We start from the raw sequence: 24,251 nt of genomic DNA, 5'->3' as shown, positions 1-24,251 counted from the left end.
TGATTACACCGGTATTGTAATAATATATTCAAGGCTGCTGTCTTTTCTTGAAAGCAATAACGTCCCACCACAGGCATTTAATCGTTCTTCCATGCCTCGAATACCATTACCCTTGCGCCAATGGGTATCTACATGCCCATCGTCTATTACTTGGGTAATGATTGCTTTATCGTCATATTTCATACTAAGCCAAAGATTATCAGCACCCGCGTGTTTCATACTATTGGTAATAGACTCCTGAATACAGCGCAACAATGTTTCCGCTTTAGTAATATTTTCAATTGAAAGCGAATCATCTACCGATAAATGAACCTTCGGTTTTGGCACTTGTTCTGTTAATAACTTAATAGCCTGTACAACATTAATTGTTCCAGATTCACGCAGCGTTGATACCGCATCCCTAACATCATTCAGCAATAGCTTTGCAATGACATGACATTCATCAACCTGACTTTTAGCTTCGCCCTCAGTGAGTCGAGAAGCGACCTGAAGTTTTATAGCAAGAGCGGTGAGATGATGCCCCAGTAAATCGTGTAAGTCGCGTGCGATTCGGGTACGTTCAGTTTGCTTTGATGCTTCGGTAAGCAGTTTTTGTGTGGCCTGAAGCTCGGCGTTACGACGTTGCAGTTGTTCAGCAATAGCTCGCTCGCGTTTATTCGATGTTGCAAGCAATAAAGCAAACATATGAAATGAACCATATAGAATAGCCTGAATCCAGTGCAGTTCATTTTGTCTGAAACTTATCATGGCAAACCACAGCAAAATGACGGTTAAAACCACTACGACTGACTGACGAAGGGTCAAGTAATATGAAACAACCGCAGCCCATATAATCGTCAAGATAGACAAAAAATCAAACAATAAAATATAACCTATGGAAAAAGCAGCCAACAACATAACTGCCAGAAACACGGCTCGCCAATGAGCAAAATTGCCCCAGGTTAGGTTCTCTTGAGCCACAGCAATAAAACTGGCCGCATAAATTAAAAACAATACAACAATTTGAATATAACGAATGGGATCTTCAATGGATAATCGAGTCATCAAGTAGAGGCTTAATGCAAAAATAGCCCCCCAGGTTGATAATGCGGCGATATTTTTCGCATCAAATAAGTCATCCTTTTTACTCTTTTGACGCCGTGAGCTCATATTTACTGGACTGTCGAATTCAGACACTAAAGTTTCGCTTTAAGTTTAAAAGATAGTCAGTATCGCAAAGTCCATCATTAATGCCAATAGGCCAAAAGTCACGGTTTTAAATCATTACCTGTGGCACATGCGCACCGATTGCTTATCAAATAACATGTGTTTCCAAGTGATAAACGGAGATAAAAAATATGATTGTTATCCATCATTCGGCATTAATCCTTCATATTCTGGTGGGCTTTATTGCAATGGTTGCTTTCTGGGTACCTGTAGTGAGTCGCAAGGGCTCGCGTTTGCATAAGCAAGCTGGTCTAATCTTTACAAGGGCAATGTGGATTATCAGTATCAGTGGAATTGTAATGTGTTTGATTGCCTGGTTTGACCCAATTGCCATTCGATTTGGAGAACAAGTTTTATCTGAAGAAGTACGGGGAAAACTGACTGATCGTCACCGACAACTGACCGAGTTCTTATTACTGTTATCCGTTTTAGTTCTCGTTGGTGTTAAACACAGCACTCTCGTCTTAAAAGCAAAAGCAGATAGAAACCAACTCAAACATTGGAGCCATTTATTTTGGGTGGCTTTATTGTTTTTACTTGGCTCGCTGATTCTTATAAAAGCCATCATCAACAGCCAAGTTTTATACGCCATATTTGCGGTTCTCGCAATCGTATCTGCAATGGGTGTTTATCACTATATTTTTAAACCACAACTCAAACAACGTGAGTGGATAATTGAACATATGAGCGCCATCATCGGCTCAGGCATTGCGGTATACACAGCTTTTTTTGCGGTTGGCGGTCGTCGCTACTTATCAGAAGTCCTGCAGGGAAACTGGCAGTTGATCCCGTGGATTTTACCTGGAGTAATCGGCGGACTCAGTATTCATTTCTATAAAAAATATTTCGCGACAAAATTTAAAGTTCAAGGAGAAGCCAAGTCATGAAGTATATTATCCCACTCATTTTAGTTAACATTTTGTTCGTCAATTGCTTTGCTGAAAACAACCCAGAAAACAGTGTAGCGGAAAACGGTTTAGAGATTATAAAACACGCATCAACATTATTTGAGAGCCAACTATATAAGGACAGCGAAGCAGTACTTGAGCAGCTTCTTCAACAAAACAAACATAATAAGGTCATCCGCAATGCTGCCTTTATTCTATTAGCCCGTATTGCTATAGAAAAGGAACAATTGGATCGTGCAGAAGATTTATTTGAAACATCACTCAACGTGCTTCCCAATACAGCCGAAGAATATTACTGGTTTGCCCGAATGAGCTCGAAACAAGCATCCAATGCATCTATATTTACGGCAATGGGATACGCGACAGATGCAAAAGACGGGTTTAAAAAAGCCATTGAACTCGACAAAACTTACTTACCTGCGCACATTGGATTATTTAACTATTACTTATCGGCCCCCTCTATAGCCGGAGGCTCTAGTGACAAGGCAAAACAACAAATAGCTAATATTGAGTCTTTATCGATCAATGACGGCGCGCAAGCGCGGTTAAAATGGTTGCAAGATAATGAATTAACCGATGATATTAAAGCCTTTGCGTCTTTAGTACTAAGTAATAACAAGTATGATGCGAAAACCCAGTTTCAAGCAGCTTCGGCACTGGTTGCATCCAATTATTTTAATCTAGGTCTTAAAGGCTTCAGGCAGGTTTCAACACTAGCAGCAGCAGAGCAAAATCAACTATATGTGTATGCCAGTTATTATCAAATCGGACGAACCAGTGTAGTTGGCAACCTCGATTCAAAAACAGGCATTGATGCGTTTCAACATTATCTTAAAGTTTTTCCCAATCTTGAACCAATGATTACTGAGAAACTGCCCAGTGAACACTGGGCACAATTCCGGATGAGTCAATTACTGGAACGTTCAGGTGAGATAAATAAAGCAAACAATATTATCAACCATCTTAAAAGCCAGCCACTGAATGATCCACAACTGGTGAATGCATTGCATAACCGATGAGCTCATCTAATAAAAAACCGCGAATAATCGCGGTTTTTTAATGTTACAGAATAAAACAACTTAAGCCATTAAGATTTCGTCCAGGCGAACTCTTTCATCTCATCGTTGGTTTTGGTACCCGTTATATGATTGGTGTAATTGGATAGTGTTTTTAACGATGCGGCTAAAACGACATCCAGTGCATTTTCCTCAGTAAAGCCAGCATTAAAAAATGATTTCTTATCACTATCACTGACCCAACCGCGCTGCTGAATTAATTTAACACTAAAAGTAATTAATGCATCGGTTGTATCATCTCCTGTCGACTGACCATCGCGGATAGCATCGATAACTGACTTATCCACTTTAGCCATCATGGTGCCAATCATGCTGTGTGCAGCGACACAAAACTCACAACTGTTTTCTCGACTGATAGCGAGTAAAACAATTTGTTGCTGTTTTGCGGATAGCGACGATTTTTCAAGAATTTCTGTCACTTTGAAATAGGCTTCTAATGACGCAGGGGACTCAGCCATAAACTTATACAGATTGGGCACAAACCCCATGTCTTTTTCTGCAGCTTCTAACATAGCTTTGGATTTTTCGGGCGCAGACTCGATACTGTGTTCGGTAAATAGACTCATTATCATGCCTCTTGCTTATGAATGTGCCCTAGGGACGCAATGGCAATCCATTTGTTACACTCATCGACTATTTGATTACGAGTTTTTAATATAAATCAAATAGTGTTACCAGGTAATCACATATTCGGCACCTATCGCCCAGTTATTCGATTGCTCTATGCGATATTCATTGCGCCGATATTCAGTCACCAGAAAAAAACTATTCATTAATTCAATTCCAAACTGAGCTTCAGCAACGATTGGATTGTCTGGGAACTCACTGGGTAATGTTTGATTAAATGTATGATCAATAAACCCTGACAGGTAGATTGTTCTGTCGGATGTTCCCCAGGTTTTTCGAAACGAATGCTCTATTTGCCAGACATTGCCGGGTTCATTATCAAATTGAATCAGATGAAGATTAACAGCGTACTGAAAACGATTGCGTTTAAAAAAATCCTTAATAAATATAGAGTCATTTAAACGCCAGCGAACACCTAGTCGATGGCGATCATTATCATCACCGGTTCGAAAGTTCATTTGCAAGGTTAAATCAAAGGGTGAATCCGGTTGTATTTGCCAACGAACATTTTGCTCAGAATAAAAGGTATTGGTGTCACTTAACTCACTGCTACCAGCCTGATTGCCCATATTGATAAAGCCAAAATATGAAAATCGGTTGGCAAGCCTGGCGCCCGCATTAATGGTTACCGAGGTATCATTATCGGCATCGGATAAATAAGGATAAATATTAAAGTCCAGAAATCCACCGGATGAATTTTTTGCAACTAGAGAAGTCGATAAAAATAATAGTGTTAAAAAGAAAGTTAAACCGCAGAACCTTGCATTCATAATTGTCGCTCTTAAACCTTGTCATATTGACTTTAAATAAATCTGAGCGACAAGAACAAACCACAGACTCAATAAATGAGCTGTTAGCAATACCCCAGCCAGGCTCCGCTAAAGTATAGGCAAAGAATTCAAATAACGCTTAATAAAATTAAGTCGATACTAGAGCGTGTTACCTGGATTCCTTGTAATGACTATTATTCATCGGTTGATATTATTCATCGGTTGGTATTGTTCATCGGTTGGTATTGTTCATCGGTTGGTATTGTTCATCGGTTGATAATGAGGCATCGCTTCGATGCGCTTAAGCCAAAGATTAATAGCGCTATAGGATGATAAATCAAAGCCACCTTCTTCGGCGACATGGGTATAGGCGTACAAAGATATATCGGCAACCGTAAACTGCTCTCCGGTTAAAAAAGGCGTTTGTTGCAATTGCTGCTCCATAATGGACAAGGCTTTATGACCACCCGGTTGCTTAGCATCGTATTCCGCTCGTCTTTCATCGGGTAAACCAAGGTAACGATTGATAAATCGGGCCACCGCAATATAAGGCTCATGACTGTACTGTTCGAAAAACTGCCATTGCAATACCTTTGCCTGATGCCAGGGGTCATCGGGCCACAATGCTGAGCCCTGTGCCAGAAAGTTTAAAATAGCATTTGATTCGGTGAGACATTCACCGTTTTCGAGTTCCAGTAAAGGCACTTTTCCATTGGCTGACTTTTTCAGGAAAGCCCCTGTTTGGGTTTCACCCTTTAAAATATCCACATCAATCCATTGATAGTTTTTTTGCAGCAAACTTAACAACAACTGTAACTTGTAACAATTGCCTGATAATCCGTCACCGTAAATTTTCAAAACAAAGTTCCTTCTTTAAAGACTATTATGAATCAGTTTCAAAATGAGTCACTTTTGTTAATCGTCATTAATTTTAAAAATTAAGCGTACTCTAATAAATAGCGTTCAATTTCAAACACATGAGGATCATCCACGCCCATAGTTCTTAATGCTTCGGCCAAATGCAAGACATAATCCCGGTTAGAACCACTTGGCCCGTGACTCTGATGAATATGCTGGGCAATGGATTCTTCACTCGCTTCACCAAGATAGGCCAGGTTATTCTCTGGCGCAATATAAACCAGTCCGGCTTTGGTTATATTATTGGCAAGCTGCAAATCGACATCGTAACGAAGGTAGCCATTTTTCTCCCGATGATCGAGATGATCAAACACATCATGACTGACTCGATAAGCCATACCCGTGCAGTGTTCATCCATAGACTCAATCAAAGTCAGCACACGTCCGGGATTATCGGGCGTGCCTCTGTGATCGTGACTGCCCTGCCAGAATCGCCTGGTCCAGCCATAAAGGCTTGCCGGTGATTTTTCAAGAAACGGAAAGTCTACTTTATAAATTAAAGAGCCATAACCAAACAGCCAGATTTCTTCTCGATCAAACAGGTTTTGACGCTGCTTATTTATTTCAATAGTATCTAACGACATAGGATTTCTTGATTAAGTATTAATAAACATTGAACAGTTATCAGGCTGATATTTTATCTCATATTAAAAAGCCATCGATTATCGATGGCTTTTATTTTTGTGACTACATAGAGCTGATTAAAGTTAATAATTTCCAACAGTAAGACTGTTGTTTTAAAAATAACTTTTTCACTCTATAGCTTAAGGCACTGTTTTCTTATCACTTGCCTTAAGATCATCAGCAAACTCTTCCACCAACATATTGGTAAATACAACACCGCCATGATAACGAGTCAGGTGAGTGGTATCAATAAACATCTCAGGTGTTATACGATCTGTGTTTTGGTAATCTATAATTTTAATGCCCGTGGCTTTTTCGATGCGCTCTATAACCGCTTGTTGCCGAGCCAAAGCTTCTGATGAATTTTTTATCCAGCGCGAATTTTTTGGCAACATGATCACTTCAACCTGATCGGAAAACTGTTTAAAGTTTTTGACAATCTTGATAAATGATTCAACCAGCTCTTCCTGAAATCGCAATTCGGTAATATCCGCAGATATCTCACGCCATAACTTATCACTGGCCATACGATACGGCGTGCGCAATGACTCATAATATTGCTCAAAAACTTTCAATGTTTCTTCGGAGCGCTCGGCAGGAATAGTGCCACCGCCCTGCCAGTTATAAGACCAATCTTCATCCACATAATCGGGATAGTCTTTTTCGAACTGCTCACTTAATTGATCACCAAGCTTTCGCCTTAGGGCTACCTGCTCTTCCGTATCTGGATCAGCATCAGGTTTTGGTCGTTCGGCCTGCAGTCCTCGACCAAAAAAATAGGTGATCATTTCGGCTGAAATATCATCACGAAAATAATGAATATTATAAATCAGTGCTCCTCGTGTAGGATCCTCTTTTGCCAGCTGCCATAACTCTTCATCGCTGGCCAGCATACCAAGATAACCATCAATGGAAGCCACCGCGCCCTGGTAGCGTCGCTTTGTGGTCTGGAACGGATTAAATTCTATGATCGCCAGTTTAAGCCGTTTATTATTGGCCTGATAAATATCTCTGATGCGCCGGGAATAATAATCCTGAAACAATGGATTAAGTCCACCAGAACCAAAATTATAAGAGGTAACATCAATACCACGCTGTTTCATTTCACGATCAAACTGACGCGGAGAAAATCCGGCTTCAACCATGGACGATCCAAACACCATAACCTGATCGTCTTGTTGCTGGGTAATTTTTGGCAAATACTTTAACGAACCCACTACCCGGCCAATAAACTCTTCGCCGCTGGCTCCCATTGCAAAGGTAAATAGACGTACCAGCGACATGGCAACGGCCATACCCAACACCACCAGAAGCCATACTTTTAAATAAACTTTTCTAGAATTGGAAATAGATGAAGTCATTACTTGGCTCCCCAATTAATAAACACAATGCCTGACCTAACACCAACAGCGGCCAGAACAACCAACCTTTACTTTCTAACTTTTTCGAATGATTGAGCACAAAGTAATCCAGCAGATGCATTAAGATTAGCGCCGCCGATACCAAAGCAAAAATGGTAATCGCCAAGGAACTGGCCGCCGGTAATGCGCCACCGAATGAGTGCATATCGCAAATCACCTGCCAGGCATTCTCAAGACTGGTGGCACGAAACAACACCCAGCCCAGCAATACCAGATAAAAAGTTATCGCCCATTTTAAAACGATATGAAATTTGTTATTCGACGCTGCGAAAGGTTTAAACACAGCAAGATTGGATAAATAATGGGTTGCGGTAATAATCACACCATGAAACGCACCCCAGGCAATAAATGTCCAGGCGGCTCCATGCCATAAACCTCCCAGTAGCATGGTGATCATTACATTACGCATACGACGATTATTGCGATTGCCTCCCAAGGAGATGTACAAATAATCTCTTAACCAGGTGGACAGCGAAATATGCCATCGTCGCCAGAAGTCCACCGGCGACACCGCAAAATAAGGCACTCTAAAGTTTAACGGAAAGTTAAAACCGAGCAGTAAAGCAATGCCAATCGCCATATCGGTATAGCCAGAGAAATCACCATATATTTGACCAGCAAATGCCAGAACACCGCTCCAGGTTTCCAGCACACTAATGGTTTGCTGCCCATCAAACGCGGTTGCAGCGGGCCCTGCTAATAAATCAGCGGTGGTCTTTTTCATAAGACCCACCGTAATTAATAAGAAACCGGTTTTAACTTGAGCAAAAGATGGCAACTGAATATCGTGCATTTGCGGCAAAATATGACGGGCACGTAAAATAGGCCCGGCCACCAGCTGCGGAAAAAACGCCAGCGCGGCAGTAAATTCCAGTAATCCTTTACGTGGCTGCATATCACCACGGTACACATCGATGGTATAACTTAAACTTTGAAACGTATAAAAAGAAATACCAACGGGTAATATCCACGCCAGCGTTGGCAAAGATGCTTCATACCCAAACAGGGTTAAAAAACTGCCCACCGAGCTCAGGGCAAAATCGGCGTACTTAAACAGGCCCAAAATCCCTAAGTTAATACACAGCGACAATGTCACCAACCACTTTTTATGCCGCTGAGACGCCGCATTACCAATGGCCTGCGCAATAAAATAGTCGGCAACGGCACTGCCCACCAGTAAAGGGATAAAGTGATAATTCCAGCTGCCATAAAACACCAAACTGGCAACCAATGTAAAATAGACTTTCGGTTTATGTTTAAGAAAAATAAACCCATAGCCCAGTAAAAACACAACAAAAAAGGCAAAGAAGATTGGGGTATTAAATATCATAATTACCCCCGGCAGCACTGATACGCTGCACAAACAGGCAATGCCTTAGCAAGGCTTCAGAATAATGCATGTAGAGTCATCCAAGTTTATTATTATGGCACTAGACTCATGTTAGACGATGGCGGTTGCAAAAAAGTTTGTATTGATTTCAAAATTTAACAGGATGATTAGCGAAAGCTTAAGCAGGCAGCAAAATTAAACTAACACCGAACAATATATTCTCAGTGTTAACCGCGCACTGATCAGCTGTGATCAATAACTTTTGAAATAAGTTATTTTGGTTGTTGTTCACTATTGACAAGGCTTAAAGTAATAATCCACCAAAGAAATCAACTACCAGCGCTTACGAGCTTTGTGATCCTTTTCATTATCAACCACCCAATGTTCACCATCGTTGGTTTTTTCTTTTTTCCAGAAAGGCGCTTCGGTTTTTAAAAAATCCATAATAAATTGTGCCGCATCAAAACTGTTTTGCCGATGTTTCGATGACACCGCCACCAGTACTATTTGATCATTGACCTGCAATTCACCCACCCGATGGATTAATCGCACCCGCCCAAGCTGCCAGCGTGCGCTGGCCTGCTCGACTATATTTTTCAAACTGCGTTCAACCATAGCCGGATAATGCTCAAGGGTTAATTGCTGAATGTGTTTACCCTGATTAAAGTCACGCACCAAGCCAACAAAAAAAACGACTGCGCCATCCGTAGGGTTATTATCAATCATTGCCTGATACTCGTCGGCAACATTGAAATCATGCTCACTGACGGTAATATTAATAATGGGAGTTATGTCGGTGCTTGGATCATTCATTATATTAATCAGCCATTAAATCGCTTTGTAGATATTAACCGCCAGTAACCGGCGGAAAAAAAGCCACTTCGCAATGATCCTTTAATATAAAAGAATCCACCACCATTTCCTGATCCACCGCGGCCAATATATTGCCTTGCAAAGCCTGTTGCCACTGTTCACCCTGAGCCATCAGTTGTTGTTTTAACTCCTTAATCGTACAGTTTGCGCACTCCACTTCTAACGAATCGCAACCGGCTTTCTCTCGAACCGAAGCAAACAAGACAACATTAATCACGCGACCAGTCTCCACTTTTACCACCCTGCTTACTCATTACCTGAATGCCCTGGATCACCATGGATTTATCAACCGCTTTGCACATATCAAATAATGTTAGTGCTGCCACACTCACCGCTGTCAGCGCTTCCATTTCAACACCGGTTTGTCCGGTTAACTTACACAGGCTTTGAATACGCACACGACTTTGTTCCGGCTGCAACTCAAAATCCACCTGCACTTTTGAAAGCATCAAAGGGTGGCATAATGGAATTAACTGAGGCGTTTGCTTTGCCGCCTGAATACCAGCAATACGCGCCGTAGCCAAAACATCGCCCTTAGCATGATCACCCAACTCTATCAGCGATAATGTCTCCTGACTCATGGTTACAAAGGCTTCGGCGGTAGCAACACGTACGGTTGAAGTTTTTTCTGATACATCCACCATGGAGGCTTCACCGCGGCTGTTTATATGGGATAAAGAGGACGAATTTGTTGATGAACTACTTCCCCGGCTTTTATCCGACATATTACTCACTCCGGGTTAAGTTTGCTGCAAAGTTGCAGGGTTTATGAGTTGAGTCTATCTGCTGCTTAATCACTTTGTGCCAGGCCGTTCGACATGCATTACTGGAACCGGGAACACAAAACACAGCGGTATTATTCGCCATACCGGCCACCGCGCGTGACTGGATGGTTGATGTGCCTATTTCTTCGTATGACACCTGTCGAAATAATTCACCAAAGCCTTCGATCGGTTTATCGAACAATACCGATACTGCCTCTGGCGTTGAGTCCCGGCTTGAAAATCCGGTTCCTCCGGTGGTTATTACAACTTGAACACTCGACGATGCAATCCAGTTAGAAACCTCGGCACGGATTTGATAAATATCATCTTTAACAATGAGATGGTCAATAACCTGATGCCCGGCACTTTTAATTTCTTCTACCAGTAAGTTACCGGACTTATCGGTTTCTGGTGTACGTGTATCGGAGATGGTAAGTACCGCAATACCTAATGATGTCATACTGCTCATAACTGTTTTCTCAAATATATTAACTAATTGAATCGTTGGATAATCTATAAATGGTTAACGCCAAGTGGCTATCTTTAAATAAAGATAACATTATTTTAAATCGTCATTTATTCGACTCTTGTTAATTCAACTTCTCTTTATGCAATTGCTATTTATTCTAGAGCAGAATCTATTTAAACGCTTAAATTTATATAACTTTACTCTACGAATGTTTCACTCGAAGTTTTTTATTGAATCGTTACCCGCCAATCATTGCCAGATGTTTAGTCGCACCCGTTTCACCCTGTTGTAAAAAGTGGGATACTTTTTTCTGCTTAACATACTCAATAATTTGTTGCTGTAACGCTTCCGGATCATCGTGTTGGCACAAATGCCTTAATGGCAACCCTTGCTCACCAAACAAACACAAATGCAACTGCCCCGATGATGACACCCGAAGTCGATTGCAGCTGTCACAAAAATCTTTACTGTAAGGCATGATCAAGCCCACTCGTCCCTGATAATCGGGATGCTGAAATTCTTCTGCCGGACCAGCGCTTTTACTGCGAAGAATTGGCGACCAGCCCTGTTCGATTAACTGTTGTTTTATACCGCTGCCGGCGATGTGGTTATCATTGAAAAACGTTAAGTTATCACCGGTTTGCATTAACTCTATAAAACGCAATGTGATTGGCTGATGTTTGATCCAGTTTAAATACTGTTGCAATTGATGACCATTAAATTGTTTCATCAATACCGTATTCACTTTAATGCTCGACAAACCAATAGTTTCTGCCTGTTTAATTCCCTGCATTATTTCCTGCAGTCTGTCGTGTCCTGTGATGGCCTGAAACATCTTTGGGTCAAGACTGTCGATGCTCACATTTAATCGGTCAAGGCCCGCATTCACCCAGCTATCAATATACTGAGGCAACCGATAACCATTGGTGGTTATCGCCACCGATTCAATACCCGGCGTTGATTTACAGAGTTCAATAATGTCCGGTAAATCTTTTCGCAGTGCTGGCTCGCCACCGGTAATACGAATTTTTTTGGTTCCCAGTGCTGCGAATGCCCGGGCAATATCACCAATTTCTGACAGGCTTAATTCAGGTGTTGGCGTGTCTGGCTTTTGATAGCCATCTGGCAAACAATAATCGCATTTAAAATTGCAGACATCGGTGATCGACAACCTTAAATAATAAAACTGTCGTCCAAAATTATCTTGCAACATAACTTGCCGTAAATATTGTCATAAAGTGAAGCGCCTTTCTGCTAAATAACCTTTGCTAGAAGCCATCAGTGGAGCAAAAGTTACCTTGTGTTTATCGGCTTACTGCTTATTTGTTAAGTTTACTATACGCCTTATACACGGGGAAAAAAACACCCGCTTGCTGTAGGGACGTTCTCAGAAAGAGTTTGTTACGAAATACAATCCCAAATACGGTTTTGTATCGGTAAATTAAGATATCAATGAGTTCTGGTTTGGAAGTGGTTTGTATTGATCAAACAAAGAGCTGTAGTAGGGTATCTATCTTGATGAAGGTATTTTGATGAGGCTGTCTTTACGAGGGTATCTTTATAAGGGTATCTTGATAAAACTATCTTGACGAGAGTCTGTTCAAGGGGCATCGCTGATGCAATCCCCCTTGAATTGATAGAAAGATTTAAAGCCTAACGCAATAACAGCAGCGGCTTTTGAGTGTTTTCTAACATTTTTGCGGTAAAACTGCCGAGCAAGAAATCACGAACACGATTGTGACTGAAAGCGCCCATTACCGTGAGGTCGATATTATGTTCTGATTGATAGCGCGATAATGCCTGATCAATCTCACCGTTGAGTTTTATGCTCGACACCGTAATGCCCGCGTCGCTCAATGTCTTCTCGGCATTCGCCAGCAATTCATCAACCCCTTGCTCGTCACCATCACTCACATGCACCAGATGACATGGAATGCCTTTAAATAATGGGCTTGACGCTACCATGGACAGCGCCTTATTCGCGGCATCACTGCCATCGTAGGCGAGCATTATCTTTTTTGGCGTCTCAAACGCTTTGTTAACCACCAAAATAGGTTTATGCAAGGACCGTATGGTTGTTTCTAACTGAGCGCCAACGCCTGCCTGATCGGTATCGTGCTGTTCGCCACGGATCCCCACAACCAGCACTCGAATTTGATCTTCCAGCTCCACCAGTGATTCGGATAAGCTGCCATGGCGCTGTCGAATTTCTATTTCAGTAACGCCAGCATCGGTTGCTTTTTGCTTTGCCGCTTTAAGCATCAAGTTGCCTTTTTCAATCAGCAGCCGTGAGCGGTTTTGCTCAACTTCGGTTAATTCATTTAACAAGTCTTCGGAAGCGCCAAGCCCAATGGCGCCGGTTAAATCGGCCACCGCTGGCGACTTACTGTGCTCAATGGTGTGCAAAAATTTAAGTGGTGCATCAACGGTTTTCGCTATCCAGCAGGCATAATCACACACCGCTTCGCCGTAGCTGGAACCATCAATGCAGGACAGCACAAACCGCTGCTCGTTATTTGACGAATGATCGTTATTTTGATTGTTATCGCTCATGCCTAATGACCTCCCAGTACCCGTTCCAGCTCTTCTGGTTTATCGTGTACGCCAAATCGATCGACGATGGTTTCACTGGCTTCGTTAAGGCCTATCACCTCAACTTCAGCACCTTCCCGTCTGAACTTTACCACAACCATGTCGAGAGCATAAACCGCAGAAATATCCCAGAAGTGCGCACGACTCAAATCAATCACCACTTTGGAGACCGCTTCTTTAAAATTAAACTCGGACAAAAACTTGGATGAAGAGTTAAAAAACACCTGACCATGTATGGTGTATTTGCGCAAACTTTGCTCTTCATCAAGCTGCTTTTCAAAGTACATAAAGTGACTAACTTTATTGGCAAAAAATAGCGCCGCCAATAACACGCCAACAAACACACCATAGGCGAGATTATGGGTGTACACCACCACCACAACCGTTGATATCATTACGATATTGGTGGAAAGCGGATGCACTTTAAGATTACGTATGGAGCGCCAGTCAAAGGTACCTATCGACACCATAATCATCACGGCGACCAGTGCCGCCATCGGTATTTGCGCCACCCACTCATTCAGGAACACCACTAAAATTAACAGCACACCACCAGCAATCAGTGTCGATAATCGGCCACGGCCGCCAGACTTCACATTGATCACCGACTGGCCAATCATGGCACAACCGGCCATACCGCCTAATAAACCGGCACCCACATTGGCAATCCCCTGGCCTTTACACTCGCGGTTTTTATCACTGGGCGTATCGGTTAAATCATCAACAATGGTTGCGGTCATTAAGGATTCCAGCAAGCCCACAACCGCCAGTGCCGCCGAATAAGGAAATATTATCTGCAATGTTTCAAAGTTTAACGGCACATCGGGCCACAAAAAGATCGGCAGTGTATCGGGCAGCTCGCCCATATCGCCAACGGTGCGGATATCCAGCCCAACAATCATGGCAAAAGCGGTACAACTTAAAATGCAGACCAACGGCGACGGGATCACTTTACCGATTACCGGAATGTAGGGGAATAAATAAATGATACCTAAACCGACCGCGGTCATGGCGTACACATGCCAGCTCACATTGGTAAGCTCTGGCAGTTGCGCCATAAAAATTAATATCGCCAATGCATTTACAAAACCAGTCACCACCGAGCGCGACACAAAACTCATTAAGCTGCCAAGCTTTAAATAACCGGCGATTATCTGTAACGCACCGGTAAGCAAGGTAGCGGCCAATAAATATTCCAGACCATGATTTTTAACCAGCGTCACCATTAACAGCGCCATGGCACCAGTTGCCGCCGATATCATACCCGGCCGACCGCCAACAAAGGCGATCACTACCGCAATACAGAATGAGGCGTAGAGACCAACTTTTGGATCGACACCCGCAATAATGGAAAACGCAATGGCTTCCGGAATAAGTGCCAGTGCGACCACCAGACCTGCCAGAATATCGCCACGAAGATTACCGAACCAGTCGGCTTTGGTTGAATGTAATAACATAATAACCCTATTGAAAAGCTGATTTACTGCCGGATACAACCCGACTAAAGATCAGACGCAAAAAAAGACTTTTTAAGCAACTGACCCATTTAATAATGATGTCACCGAGAAAATCGGTATATCGCAGAAGATTGGTTTTATTGTGATTGTGCGACGAGACGCGAATTCTACCTGAAGCCAGATGCTACGGCAATTTTGTCCACCTATAATTGGTAACTATCAAATCACTGCCTATACTATTCTGAAAAGCCGTATCTGCAGCTGCATTCAGCTTTATACGAAATACTCACAACATCAATCCCCTCAGGAAACAGAATGGCAGTAGAACTGGGCGAATTAAAAGTAGATTCTTCAAAATTAGAAATAGGTATGTACGTCACTCGTCTTGACCGTCCCTGGGAAGAGACTGACTTTTTACTGCAAGGCTTTTTAATTACCTCACCAGAAGATATAGATGCCCTTGTAAACCAATGTAACTATGTTTATATCGAATCTAAAAAACACGCCGCTTCTACACGACCATTACGAGAGCCAACAGATCACGAACGGCGAAGTAAAAAACAGGGGCTTGGTGCTAGAATTATTAGTCGAATAACCCAAAAACCTTCTGATCATCAGCGACAACTGAAAACCAACCAAACAACGCCAAATACCAAAGAGAAAATTAATTACATCAATAAAGTGCCTGTTGAACAGGAATTTGCGGCTGCAAAAGGCTGTTATAAATACGCCAAATTAACCGCTAAAAATATTATGGAAGGTATTCGTATTGGTCGCATGCTCGATATGAATCAATGTAAGGATGTAGTGGATGATATTGTCGAATCTATTTTGCGCAACAGCAATGCCCTCACCTGGCTGACAAAAATAAAAAACAAAGACGATTACACAGCCGAACATTCACTCAATGTCTGTATTTTATCCGTGGCATTTGCGCGTCATTTAGGCTTATCGGAAGAAGAAATTCATACTATTGGGCTCTGCGGTTTGCTGCATGATGTTGGTAAAGCAAAAGTACCCAATGAAGTGCTGAATAAACCCGGACGTTTTACCGATGATGAAATGGAGTTAATGAAACAACACACGACTTTTGGCCGAGATTTATTAATTACCATGCAAGATTGTGACTTAGCAACTGTAGATGTGGCTTACTGCCATCATGAGCGCATAGACGAAAAGGGCTACCCACGTAATTTACAAGCCCATCAAATTCCTTACTACGCAAAACTTATTGCTGTAACGGATACCTATGATGCCATTACCAGCAGCCGCGTATACGATAACGCACGTTCATCCATGACCGCTTTAGATATTATCTATACCAATAAAGGAAAACAATTTGATGAAAGTTTGGCGCTTGAATTCATCAAATTTATTGGAGTATACCCACCCGGCGCTATCGTTAAGATGACCAATGAAGAAGTAGGTATTGTGATTTCATCCAATCCAGACAATAAACTAAGACCGAAAATAATGCGTGTACTGGATGCTAATAAACAACCTGTCAAACATAGCATTATCGATTTAAAACAAGTCCCCAAAGACGAACAGGGCGAACCTTATATGATTGCTCATGAGCTGCCGAATGGCAGCCATGGCGTAGACATTAAGTCCTTTTTGAAAAAAGGACTTAAATTAAAAAAATAACCCTGATTAAGAATAATTCACTGGAACTAGAGGCTGGCCAGTAACACAAAGATTAAAACTCCGGAAATACTGATCGCCCAGGTTTGACGTTTTAACATTGGCGAAGTCAGACCAAGCCAGAGCCCTGTTATCAGAATAAAAATAAGACCTGCAGCCATAACTTTTTGAAAGGTTTTAAACCAACTGGGCCCGTGTCCTTTATGTAGCTCAACCAACCGCTTTACAAAATCCGGGGTTCGCTCTATTACGGTCACCTCGTCTTCATTTGATTGAATCACATAATGCAGCTTAGAAGTTGGTCTTGTATAGAGTGTGCTGCCGCTTTTTTTCGCATAGTCAAAACTATGATCGATGTTTAACGACGCCAATATTTTGGAAACTTCATCCTCAAGATGTTTATTTGAAGGATCAACCTTGACACTGTTTCCCTGAAAAACCTGCTGCTCCGTATAGCTGCCCTTAATACCCATAAGGTACAGGCCTCCGGAGATTGCCATTATTAACAATACGGGCGTAAAAAAGGCCGCAAGATATAAGTGAATATTAATTAAAAGCTTTCGGCTCATGGTGATTTTCCTAATTATTAAAATAATCAGGATTGTACCGATTGGCGCACAACAGTCAAAGTCTATTAATAATGATGAGTCTTTTAAGTATAAACAGCCTAGAAAATATAGTCTGCGGTAATGCTAAGCTGACGTTCCTGATCAAGCACGCCACGATTAAGCAGCTGGTTATTATCAGGGTTATTGGGGTAGCGAATATCGGTATTAAACAGGTTATGTACTTTAATATTTAATGACACATCATTAATGATTTCCGGTAAACGAACGTTGGTATCCACTACCGTATAACTATCCACCGGTTCGCCAGTATAATCGCCAAAACCACCGGCTCCATTAGCCAGTGTTGCGTCATAAAATGGTCGCATACCACTAACGTAACGTAAGTTAGATGACCAAATTGCTCGCTCAAATCGATAACTTAGCTTGCCTTTAAACAACGTTGACGGCGAATAGGATGCTAAACCGTCAGGATTACTGCGGTCACTTGATTCCTGATAAGTGGCTGACAATGCCAAGCTCCAATTAGCGTTAAAGCGAATATGGCCGGATAGCTCAATGCCTTTAGTGATTATTTTGCCACTTGGGTTTATCGTTAGATTGACAGAGTCGTCAGGCAATACCATCAAGCTCTCTACCAACAAGTCTTTCAGTTCATTATGAAACAAGCTAACCGAAAATTCGTTATATTCTGACCGATAACTGTAACTGAGTTCTGTAGTAGTGATCATCTCTGCCGGAAACCTTTCATTGGCAATTTTAGCGGCTTCACCCGACATAAACTTAATCACTTGATGCTCATCTGGCTGATAAATAGCGGCAAATTTAGGCGTAGTATTGGTCTGCCCGCCTTGAATAATCGTTTGTTGCTGCTCCACAGGTAATCCATTGTTAACGGTTTGTAAAAAGGGATGTTGATCGACACTTTCATGTCGTAGTCCAAACTGGAAAGTTAATGATTGTGTAGGAGCATAAGAGACTTGCGAAAATATCGAGTGAGAGGAGCGATCTTCTACCAAATTTAGAAATCGATTTATATTAAAGTCTGGAATATGGCTTGCGTCTGAAAACCCTTTCATGGCACTGAAGTTTAATCCAGCCATTATGCGCCACTGTGGATTTAACTGATTATTCAATACCGTTTCAAACTGATATGACTCGTAATTTGTATTTCTATTACCTTCAAAACCCGGATAGAGAACATCCAAAGTTAAATCCCGATCATACAGACTGTAATTTATTGCGCTTTTTAAGCTCGCGCTTTCGGAAAATTTCGTATCATAACTCAGGTCCAACACCCGATTAATAATATTATCTTGATTTCCTTCCTCTATCGATGGCAACACCAGAAAAGGTTCCATACTTGTTTGATTAACTGTGGCTAAAAGACGCCATCCATCATAACTGAGCGACGCATCCAGATAACTTTGTTGCCGTTGTAAACGTCCGGCAAAGGTGTATTCATGAGGCTCTGCTATGCCCTGTTGCGGCAAGGTATTAAAAACAGACTCCGTGACCATGTCTCGAATGGGTCGCTCTATACCATTGGTCGACTGATGACCCACATTAATAACCGCTTGCTTGATACCATCATCAAAAGTTGCCCGGTAAGCCCCCCGATAGCTGTTAAAATTACCGGCACTGACAGTAAGTAACTGGTCGCCGTTAATCGAGTTTGCGTTGTTGGTGACAATGTTAATCACACCAAATGATGCACCGTTTCCATAAGTGACCGACATGGGACCACGAATAACCTCGATCCTGTCTATCGCTTCGACTGGCATGGCAAATAATGATAAAGGACTGCTGCGATCACTGACTTGAGAATGTTTTACGCCATTAATTAAAATAGCGTAGCTGCTGTTTTGTTTGCGCGGGTTCCATAATCCACGTAACCCAAAGTTACCCGGAATTCCGCGGTAAGAATAAATTTGATACAGCCCAGGTACCTGACTCAAGATATCGGTCAATGACTGATAACCAAAATCACGAATTTCCTGACGCGTCACCAAAGTGACGTTGGCGGGTATTTGCGTGACAACTTCAGGCTGTTTACTGGCGGTTTCAATTTTTAACGACAATAACTCACCAAGAGATAGCGCCCAAACACCACTCGATTGATTGCTGTCATCGGCCTGAGCTAGAGAGAATAAAGGCAAACACAGAAATAATCCCTTAGCCAACAAATTCCTAATTGAGATATTCACTCAACTTGTCCATAACTTTTTAAAATGTTTTTAAAAATAATAATAGTAAGAAAATTATGGCAATTATTCAGGGAAATGCAAAATATCTTAAGTAACTACTTTATCTTAAGTAACTATTTAAGACATATATGTTGTGACATATATGGTTTATAAATTACGTTACTAGATTCTAAAACACAATAAAATGACCTTCAAAATCAGCTGCATTAAACTTAACAGAGTGTCATAAACAATTAACCAAGTCCTATTCGTTGCCGCTCTCTAATTCCTTTTCAGAAGGCGTGCGCTGTTCATTAACAGGGTCAAACACTTCTGGTCGACACGTTTCCTGCTTCTCCTGCTTTATTTCACCAGAATCACCATCCCAGGTTACCGAATAGTCTCGCTCAACATTACCCACACAATCATTGTCCGAATTATAGTAGCTGAGCTTTTCTTCGGTCGCGCAACCAGTTAACAAAACAATAGTTATCAAAGGTATAAATAAAAGTACTAGTTTCATAAATTTTCCATCAAAATTTTAATCTATCAACTTTAGCAGGTTGTTGCTCATTAATCGAATAGCCGCTGTTAATTCAACAGCGGCGATACCATAAGGCTACCATTAAAACCAGCCATTAACCTTGTTTCAAATGAAAGGCTTTATGCAGCCCTTGTTGATCGTTTAGAGTCACATCAAGATCCTTTATCAGGCCATCTTTCAGACCGTAAATCCAGCCGTGAATGGACAGCGGCTGTCCTTTTTCCCAAGTCCCCTGCACAACCTTGGTTTTAGCCACGTTATAAACTTGCGAGATTACATTTAACTCACACATACGATCGAATTTTTCATCGTCGGGTAATGCCTGTAACTTGGCTTCGTTATTAAAATAAACATCCCGAATATTGGTCAGCCAGTTGTCCACCAACCCGGCTGGCGCATTACCTAAAGACGCTTTAACACCACCGCATCCATAATGACCACACACAATCACATGTTTTACTTTTAAAACTTCAACGGCAAATTGCAACACCGACATGCAATTTAGATCAGTGTGCACCACCATATTGGCAATATTTCGATGCACAAACATATCACCCGGTGCTAACCCCACCACCTGAGTCGCAGGAACCCGGCTATCGGAACAGCCAATCCATAAATACTCTGGTTTTTGCCCTTGCGACAGATTGTTAAAATAGTCGGCATCCTGAGCCACCATTCGCTCGGCCCATTCGATATTATTTTGCTTTAAATTCTCTAAAGACATTTTTTCTTCCTTCCTCAAGAGAGACTTTTGATAAACTGTTAATGATAATTCTACATTAAGTGAGCTAATTATATCGCAAACCTAGCTCTCAATGTTAGGCTCTGTACTAACTTAAAAATTGGCTTTACGTTTATAATTAGGCCTCTTGGAATACCAATTACTTCTTAACCTGACAAGCTGTTTAACACGTACTATATCAATCAATACTAGAGTGAACATTATGTCTACTGCAGACCCATGTGCAAAGCCAGGATTGATGCCGTTTCAACAAGCATTAAATTTATTGCTGGAAAAAGTAACGGCAAACGGACACCCGCTAAACACGGAAAAGCGGCCATTAGCTCAGGCCGATAATAGAGTATTGGCGCAAGATATAATTGCCCCGATTGATGTGCCACCCTTTAACAACTCGGCAATGGACGGCTTCGCTTTACGGGCAGAGGATTTAACCCAGTTTGAGTCGCTCACCTTAGTGGGCACTGCTCTTGCCGGAACACCTTTTACTGGTACGGTAGAAAAAGGCGAGTGCATACGCATTATGACCGGCGCTGTATTACCTGCCGGTACAGACTGTGTTGAAATGCAGGAAAATACCGAACTAAACAATCACCATTCCGATACAACATCCATCGTTTTTAGACAGTCGGTAAAATCGGGACAATTTGTTCGTCAACAAGGTCAGGATATTGTTTCCGGCAGTCAGGTGTTACCCAAAGGCCAATTACTGGGTAGTGCCGATATCGGTTTACTGGCATCACTCGGATTAACAGAGGTTGAGGTGTTCGAACCATTAAAAGTCGCTATTTTTTCCAGTGGCGATGAAATCATTCAACCCGGCCATGCTCTTGATGCCGGTCAGATATACGACACCAATCGTTACACCCTGAATGCATTGCTGAATAAATTGCCGGTATCGATTAAAGATTATGGCTGCATTAAAGATACCCCAGAAGCGGTTCGCAAAGCGTTATTATTGGCGGATAAATCGGCCGATGTGATCATCACGTCTGGCGGTGTCTCCGTCGGCGATGCCGATCATATAAAACCGGTTGTGGATGAACTGGGTACACTGGAACTGTGGAAAGTGGCGATAAAACCCGGCAAACCTTTCGCCTATGGCCACTTAGCCAATGCCCAATTTTTCGGATTGCCGGGCAATCCGGTTTCAGCCCTGGTCACCATGTATAAACTTGTTTTACCAGCACTGCAACAATTGATGGGTATGTCAAAGCAATCTTCAATGCAATGCCGGGCGATCACCACCACGCCGTTAAAAAAATCAATTGGCCGACTGGATTTTCAACGGGGTGTCTATAATATTGATGAAGATGGTCAGTGCCTGGTAACCGTAACGGGCAATCAAAATTCTGCGGTACTCACTTCCGTCAGTAAGGCTAACTGCTTTATCGTTTTACCCGCCGAGCAAGGTGATGTCTCAGCCGGAGAAACCGTTACCATAGAGCCGTTTGATCACATGCTCTGATTGATTTGTTTTTTACATCAGATAGTGAAAAATCAAACTTGTTTCGGATAATAAGCTTGAACATAAAATTAAACTATAAGCCCTCTCAAAAACAGCGAACAAAGGTAAGATAAGGCAACTTTTGAGATAGCTTCTAAGAGCTGATAAAACTATGACTCGACGTCGATTAACCACTGTATTATTAATCGTATTATTTGCGGGCTATTTTGCCTATATGCTGCTCAGTTGATGTTGATGCAGATATTATTGCTTGAAACCAAGATATTTATTCTAATAGAGCAGCCATTAGAATGCAGAGCTTTACAGCTTGTCTGTTAAAGTTACAATAACAGCATTAATCGGATTAACGGAATTCGATTCTGAAACCCAACCTCGAGCCACAAGAATCGCTTAACGACAATTATTCTTTAATGAAAATCACTCTTTAACTATAATCATTCTTTAATTCGAATCATCTTTTAACCACTATAACCTTCTAACACAGTTAACTCTTCCATGACTTTTATTCCGCAGACGTTTCTCGATCACCTGACACAACAGTCTCTTGATAAAGAGTCTCTGGACGAGTTTATTACCAGTTGCCAGACACCGTTACGCAAAAGTATTCGCATCAATACATTAAAAATCAATGCGGATGAATTCAGTGCCATCGCCAAACAAAAAAACTGGCAACTTACGCCCATTCCCTGGTGCGCCGAAGGTTTCTGGGTGAGCCCACTGAACGAACAGCATCCCATGGATTCACTGGGATTAAGCGTCGAGCATTTACAAGGCCTTTTTTATATTCAGGAAGCCAGTTCCATGCTGCCGCCGGTTGCTTTGGCGTCTCTGATCCAGTCGCCTCAACAGTTATTGGACATGGCCGCGGCACCAGGCTCCAAAACTACCCAGATGGCCGCCCACTTTGATCCATCCATCAATCTGGTTGCTAATGAACTGTCGAGCAGTCGACTTAAAGTATTGCACGCCAATGTTGTTCGCTGCGGCGTCACCAACGTGGCGTTAAGTCACCTTGATGGCCGGGAGTTTGGTGACAAGTCCCCCGGCTTGTTCGATGCTATTTTGCTCGATGCCCCCTGTGGTGGGGAAGGCACGGTGCGCAAAGATCCCGATGCGTTAAAAAACTGGAGCCCTGAAGCACTGCGTGACATTGCCAGCACACAAAAACAATTGATCAGCAGCGCATACCAGGCACTGAAACCGGGCGGCGTACTGGTCTATTCCACCTGCACCTTATCGGAAGAAGAAAATCAGCATATTTGCCAGCATTTGCTAACCCAGCACTCCGATATGAATGCCATCAGCCTGGCTCAGCTGTTTCCAGAAGCCAGCAAATGCGTCACCAGTGAAGGCTATTTGCATGTGTTTCCACACCTGTTTGATTCCGAGGGATTTTTTGTTGCTGCGTTTAAAAAAGAGGATAACGCATCATCACACATCGAATATTCTGTAAAACCGCCGAAGCGTTGGCCCTTTGACTCCTTGAGTAAAAAACAATACAGTCAGATCAGCGATTATTTTGATCAGCAGTTTGGCTTTAACCTTGAACCTTTAAAACAGCGGTTATGGTTAAGAGACAACGCAGTATGGTATTTGCCCCAAGGCTCTCTGACTGTGGCCAATCAGTTTCGAATCGATCGTGCCGGAATAAAAATTGCCGAGCTGCATAAAAACCGCATTAAGACTCAACATGAATTTATTATGGCATTTGGTGGGCAAATCACCCTCAATTCTCAGGCGTTAACCCATCAGCAGGCGGTAGATTATTATCGGGGCAAAGACATCCATCTGGATCAAACTAACGCTGCGTCTAACGCCTTTGAGAATTCCTTGTCAGGTAAAGGAGAGTGCATGATTACCTATCATAACCAGCCACTGGGGCTATGCAAACAAGTTAGCGGGCGACTAAAGAACAGCTTACCGCGTCCATTGGTTCAGGATAATGCTGAATAATAAATTAGAATTGATCATTTAACGTTTTTTACCTAATTTCATTGATATTCTTCAATAAAATTAGCGATTTAGCAGTATTAATCTATACTTAATTATCAACCAGCCACTAGTCTAAA

The 24,251-nt window shown here is 42.1% G+C and carries 23 protein-coding genes; 5 read left to right on the top strand and 18 right to left on the bottom strand.

Annotated elements, in window-relative coordinates; genetic code table 11:
- Window positions 1–3: 3 nt before the first annotated feature.
- Window positions 4–1,149, bottom strand: a complete 1,146-nt coding sequence (locus C8D97_RS03850; protein ID WP_170115129.1) for a sensor histidine kinase — start codon at window positions 1,147–1,149, stop codon at window positions 4–6.
- Window positions 1,150–1,337: 188 nt separating this feature from the next.
- Between C8D97_RS03850 and C8D97_RS03845 the strand changes: the two genes are divergently transcribed.
- Together C8D97_RS03845 and C8D97_RS03840 are read left to right on the top strand one after the other, a co-directional pair.
- On the top strand, window positions 1,338–2,093 hold the full coding sequence (locus tag C8D97_RS03845; protein ID WP_109762110.1) for a hypothetical protein: 756 nt from the start codon (window positions 1,338–1,340) through the stop codon (window positions 2,091–2,093).
- A complete protein-coding gene (locus tag C8D97_RS03840; RefSeq protein WP_109762108.1) occupies window positions 2,090–3,133 on the top strand; it encodes a tetratricopeptide repeat protein in 1,044 nt (347 codons plus the stop codon). Before C8D97_RS03845 ends, C8D97_RS03840 begins: the two co-directional genes overlap by 4 nt.
- Window positions 3,134–3,201: 68 nt before the next feature.
- Here the strand turns inward: C8D97_RS03840 and C8D97_RS03835 are convergent, their stop codons facing one another.
- From C8D97_RS03835 to C8D97_RS03775, 13 genes are all read right to left on the bottom strand, one after another.
- A complete protein-coding gene (locus tag C8D97_RS03835; protein ID WP_170115128.1) occupies window positions 3,202–3,756 on the bottom strand; it encodes a carboxymuconolactone decarboxylase family protein in 555 nt (184 codons plus the stop codon).
- A 105-nt stretch (window positions 3,757–3,861) separates the two neighbouring features.
- Entirely contained in the window at window positions 3,862–4,587 is a 726-nt protein-coding gene (locus C8D97_RS03830) for a hypothetical protein (RefSeq protein ID WP_109762104.1), read from the bottom strand.
- Between the two features lie 249 nt (window positions 4,588–4,836).
- Window positions 4,837–5,445, bottom strand: a complete 609-nt coding sequence (locus C8D97_RS03825) for a glutathione S-transferase family protein (protein WP_109762103.1) — start codon at window positions 5,443–5,445, stop codon at window positions 4,837–4,839.
- Between the two features lie 80 nt (window positions 5,446–5,525).
- On the bottom strand, window positions 5,526–6,089 hold the full coding sequence (locus C8D97_RS03820; protein WP_109762101.1) for a gamma-glutamylcyclotransferase: 564 nt from the start codon (window positions 6,087–6,089) through the stop codon (window positions 5,526–5,528).
- A 180-nt stretch (window positions 6,090–6,269) separates the two neighbouring features.
- Window positions 6,270–7,490, bottom strand: a complete 1,221-nt coding sequence (locus C8D97_RS03815) for a hypothetical protein (RefSeq protein ID WP_109762099.1) — start codon at window positions 7,488–7,490, stop codon at window positions 6,270–6,272.
- The gene (locus tag C8D97_RS03810; RefSeq protein ID WP_109762097.1) at window positions 7,465–8,880 is read right to left on the bottom strand and encodes an MBOAT family O-acyltransferase; all 1,416 of its coding nucleotides are present in this window, start codon (window positions 8,878–8,880) and stop codon (window positions 7,465–7,467) included. The genes C8D97_RS03815 and C8D97_RS03810 overlap by 26 nt, the downstream gene beginning before the upstream one ends.
- A gap of 333 nt (window positions 8,881–9,213) precedes the next feature.
- Window positions 9,214–9,693, bottom strand: a complete 480-nt coding sequence (gene moaE / locus C8D97_RS03805; RefSeq protein WP_109762095.1) for a molybdopterin synthase catalytic subunit MoaE — start codon at window positions 9,691–9,693, stop codon at window positions 9,214–9,216.
- Window positions 9,694–9,727: 34 nt separating this feature from the next.
- Window positions 9,728–9,970, bottom strand: coding sequence for a molybdopterin converting factor subunit 1 (gene moaD / locus C8D97_RS03800; protein WP_109762093.1), 243 nt, complete (start codon window positions 9,968–9,970; stop codon window positions 9,728–9,730).
- Window positions 9,963–10,478, bottom strand: a complete 516-nt coding sequence (moaC, locus tag C8D97_RS03795; RefSeq protein ID WP_109762091.1) for a cyclic pyranopterin monophosphate synthase MoaC — start codon at window positions 10,476–10,478, stop codon at window positions 9,963–9,965. The genes moaD and moaC overlap by 8 nt, the downstream gene beginning before the upstream one ends.
- Before the next feature lies 1 nt (window position 10,479).
- Complete coding sequence (gene moaB, locus C8D97_RS03790; protein ID WP_109762089.1) at window positions 10,480–10,986, bottom strand: molybdenum cofactor biosynthesis protein B; 507 nt, start codon at window positions 10,984–10,986, stop codon at window positions 10,480–10,482.
- A gap of 238 nt (window positions 10,987–11,224) precedes the next feature.
- On the bottom strand, window positions 11,225–12,199 hold the full coding sequence (gene moaA, locus C8D97_RS03785; protein WP_109762087.1) for a GTP 3',8-cyclase MoaA: 975 nt from the start codon (window positions 12,197–12,199) through the stop codon (window positions 11,225–11,227).
- Between the two features lie 440 nt (window positions 12,200–12,639).
- The gene (locus C8D97_RS03780) at window positions 12,640–13,539 is read right to left on the bottom strand and encodes a universal stress protein (RefSeq protein ID WP_109762085.1); all 900 of its coding nucleotides are present in this window, start codon (window positions 13,537–13,539) and stop codon (window positions 12,640–12,642) included.
- Window positions 13,540–13,541: 2 nt separating this feature from the next.
- Window positions 13,542–15,035: a SulP family inorganic anion transporter gene (locus tag C8D97_RS03775; RefSeq protein WP_109762083.1), complete on the bottom strand. Its 1,494-nt coding sequence runs from the start codon at window positions 15,033–15,035 to the stop codon at window positions 13,542–13,544.
- 315 nt (window positions 15,036–15,350) lie between these two features.
- Here C8D97_RS03775 and C8D97_RS03770 point away from each other — a divergent pair, with 315 nt between their 5' ends.
- Window positions 15,351–16,682 (top strand): cyclic di-GMP phosphodiesterase, encoded by a 1,332-nt coding sequence (locus C8D97_RS03770; protein ID WP_109762081.1) that lies wholly within the window; start codon window positions 15,351–15,353, stop codon window positions 16,680–16,682.
- A gap of 26 nt (window positions 16,683–16,708) precedes the next feature.
- Here the strand turns inward: C8D97_RS03770 and C8D97_RS03765 are convergent, their stop codons facing one another.
- The 4 genes from C8D97_RS03765 to can all read right to left on the bottom strand — a co-directional run bounded on the left by C8D97_RS03765 (window position 16,709) and on the right by can (window position 20,699).
- A complete protein-coding gene (locus tag C8D97_RS03765) occupies window positions 16,709–17,248 on the bottom strand; it encodes a PepSY-associated TM helix domain-containing protein (RefSeq protein ID WP_109762079.1) in 540 nt (179 codons plus the stop codon).
- A 98-nt stretch (window positions 17,249–17,346) separates the two neighbouring features.
- Window positions 17,347–19,452 (bottom strand): TonB-dependent receptor plug domain-containing protein, encoded by a 2,106-nt coding sequence (locus C8D97_RS18495; RefSeq protein ID WP_109762077.1) that lies wholly within the window; start codon window positions 19,450–19,452, stop codon window positions 17,347–17,349.
- 244 nt (window positions 19,453–19,696) lie between these two features.
- Window positions 19,697–19,954, bottom strand: coding sequence for a hypothetical protein (locus C8D97_RS03755; protein WP_109762075.1), 258 nt, complete (start codon window positions 19,952–19,954; stop codon window positions 19,697–19,699).
- 115 nt (window positions 19,955–20,069) lie between these two features.
- A complete protein-coding gene (gene can / locus C8D97_RS03750) occupies window positions 20,070–20,699 on the bottom strand; it encodes a carbonate dehydratase (protein WP_109762074.1) in 630 nt (209 codons plus the stop codon).
- A gap of 220 nt (window positions 20,700–20,919) precedes the next feature.
- Here can and moeA point away from each other — a divergent pair, with 220 nt between their 5' ends.
- Window positions 20,920–22,182, top strand: coding sequence for a molybdopterin molybdotransferase MoeA (gene moeA, locus C8D97_RS03745; protein WP_109762072.1), 1,263 nt, complete (start codon window positions 20,920–20,922; stop codon window positions 22,180–22,182).
- 495 nt (window positions 22,183–22,677) lie between these two features.
- Window positions 22,678–24,135, top strand: coding sequence for a 16S rRNA (cytosine(1407)-C(5))-methyltransferase RsmF (rsmF, locus tag C8D97_RS03740; protein WP_109762070.1), 1,458 nt, complete (start codon window positions 22,678–22,680; stop codon window positions 24,133–24,135).
- The last annotated feature ends 116 nt before the right edge of the window (window positions 24,136–24,251 follow it).

This window comes from Pleionea mediterranea, from assembly GCF_003148745.1.
In the GTDB taxonomy this organism is placed as follows: Bacteria; Pseudomonadota; Gammaproteobacteria; order Enterobacterales; family Kangiellaceae; genus Pleionea; species Pleionea mediterranea.
This window is presented reverse-complemented; position numbering and strand designations above follow the sequence as displayed.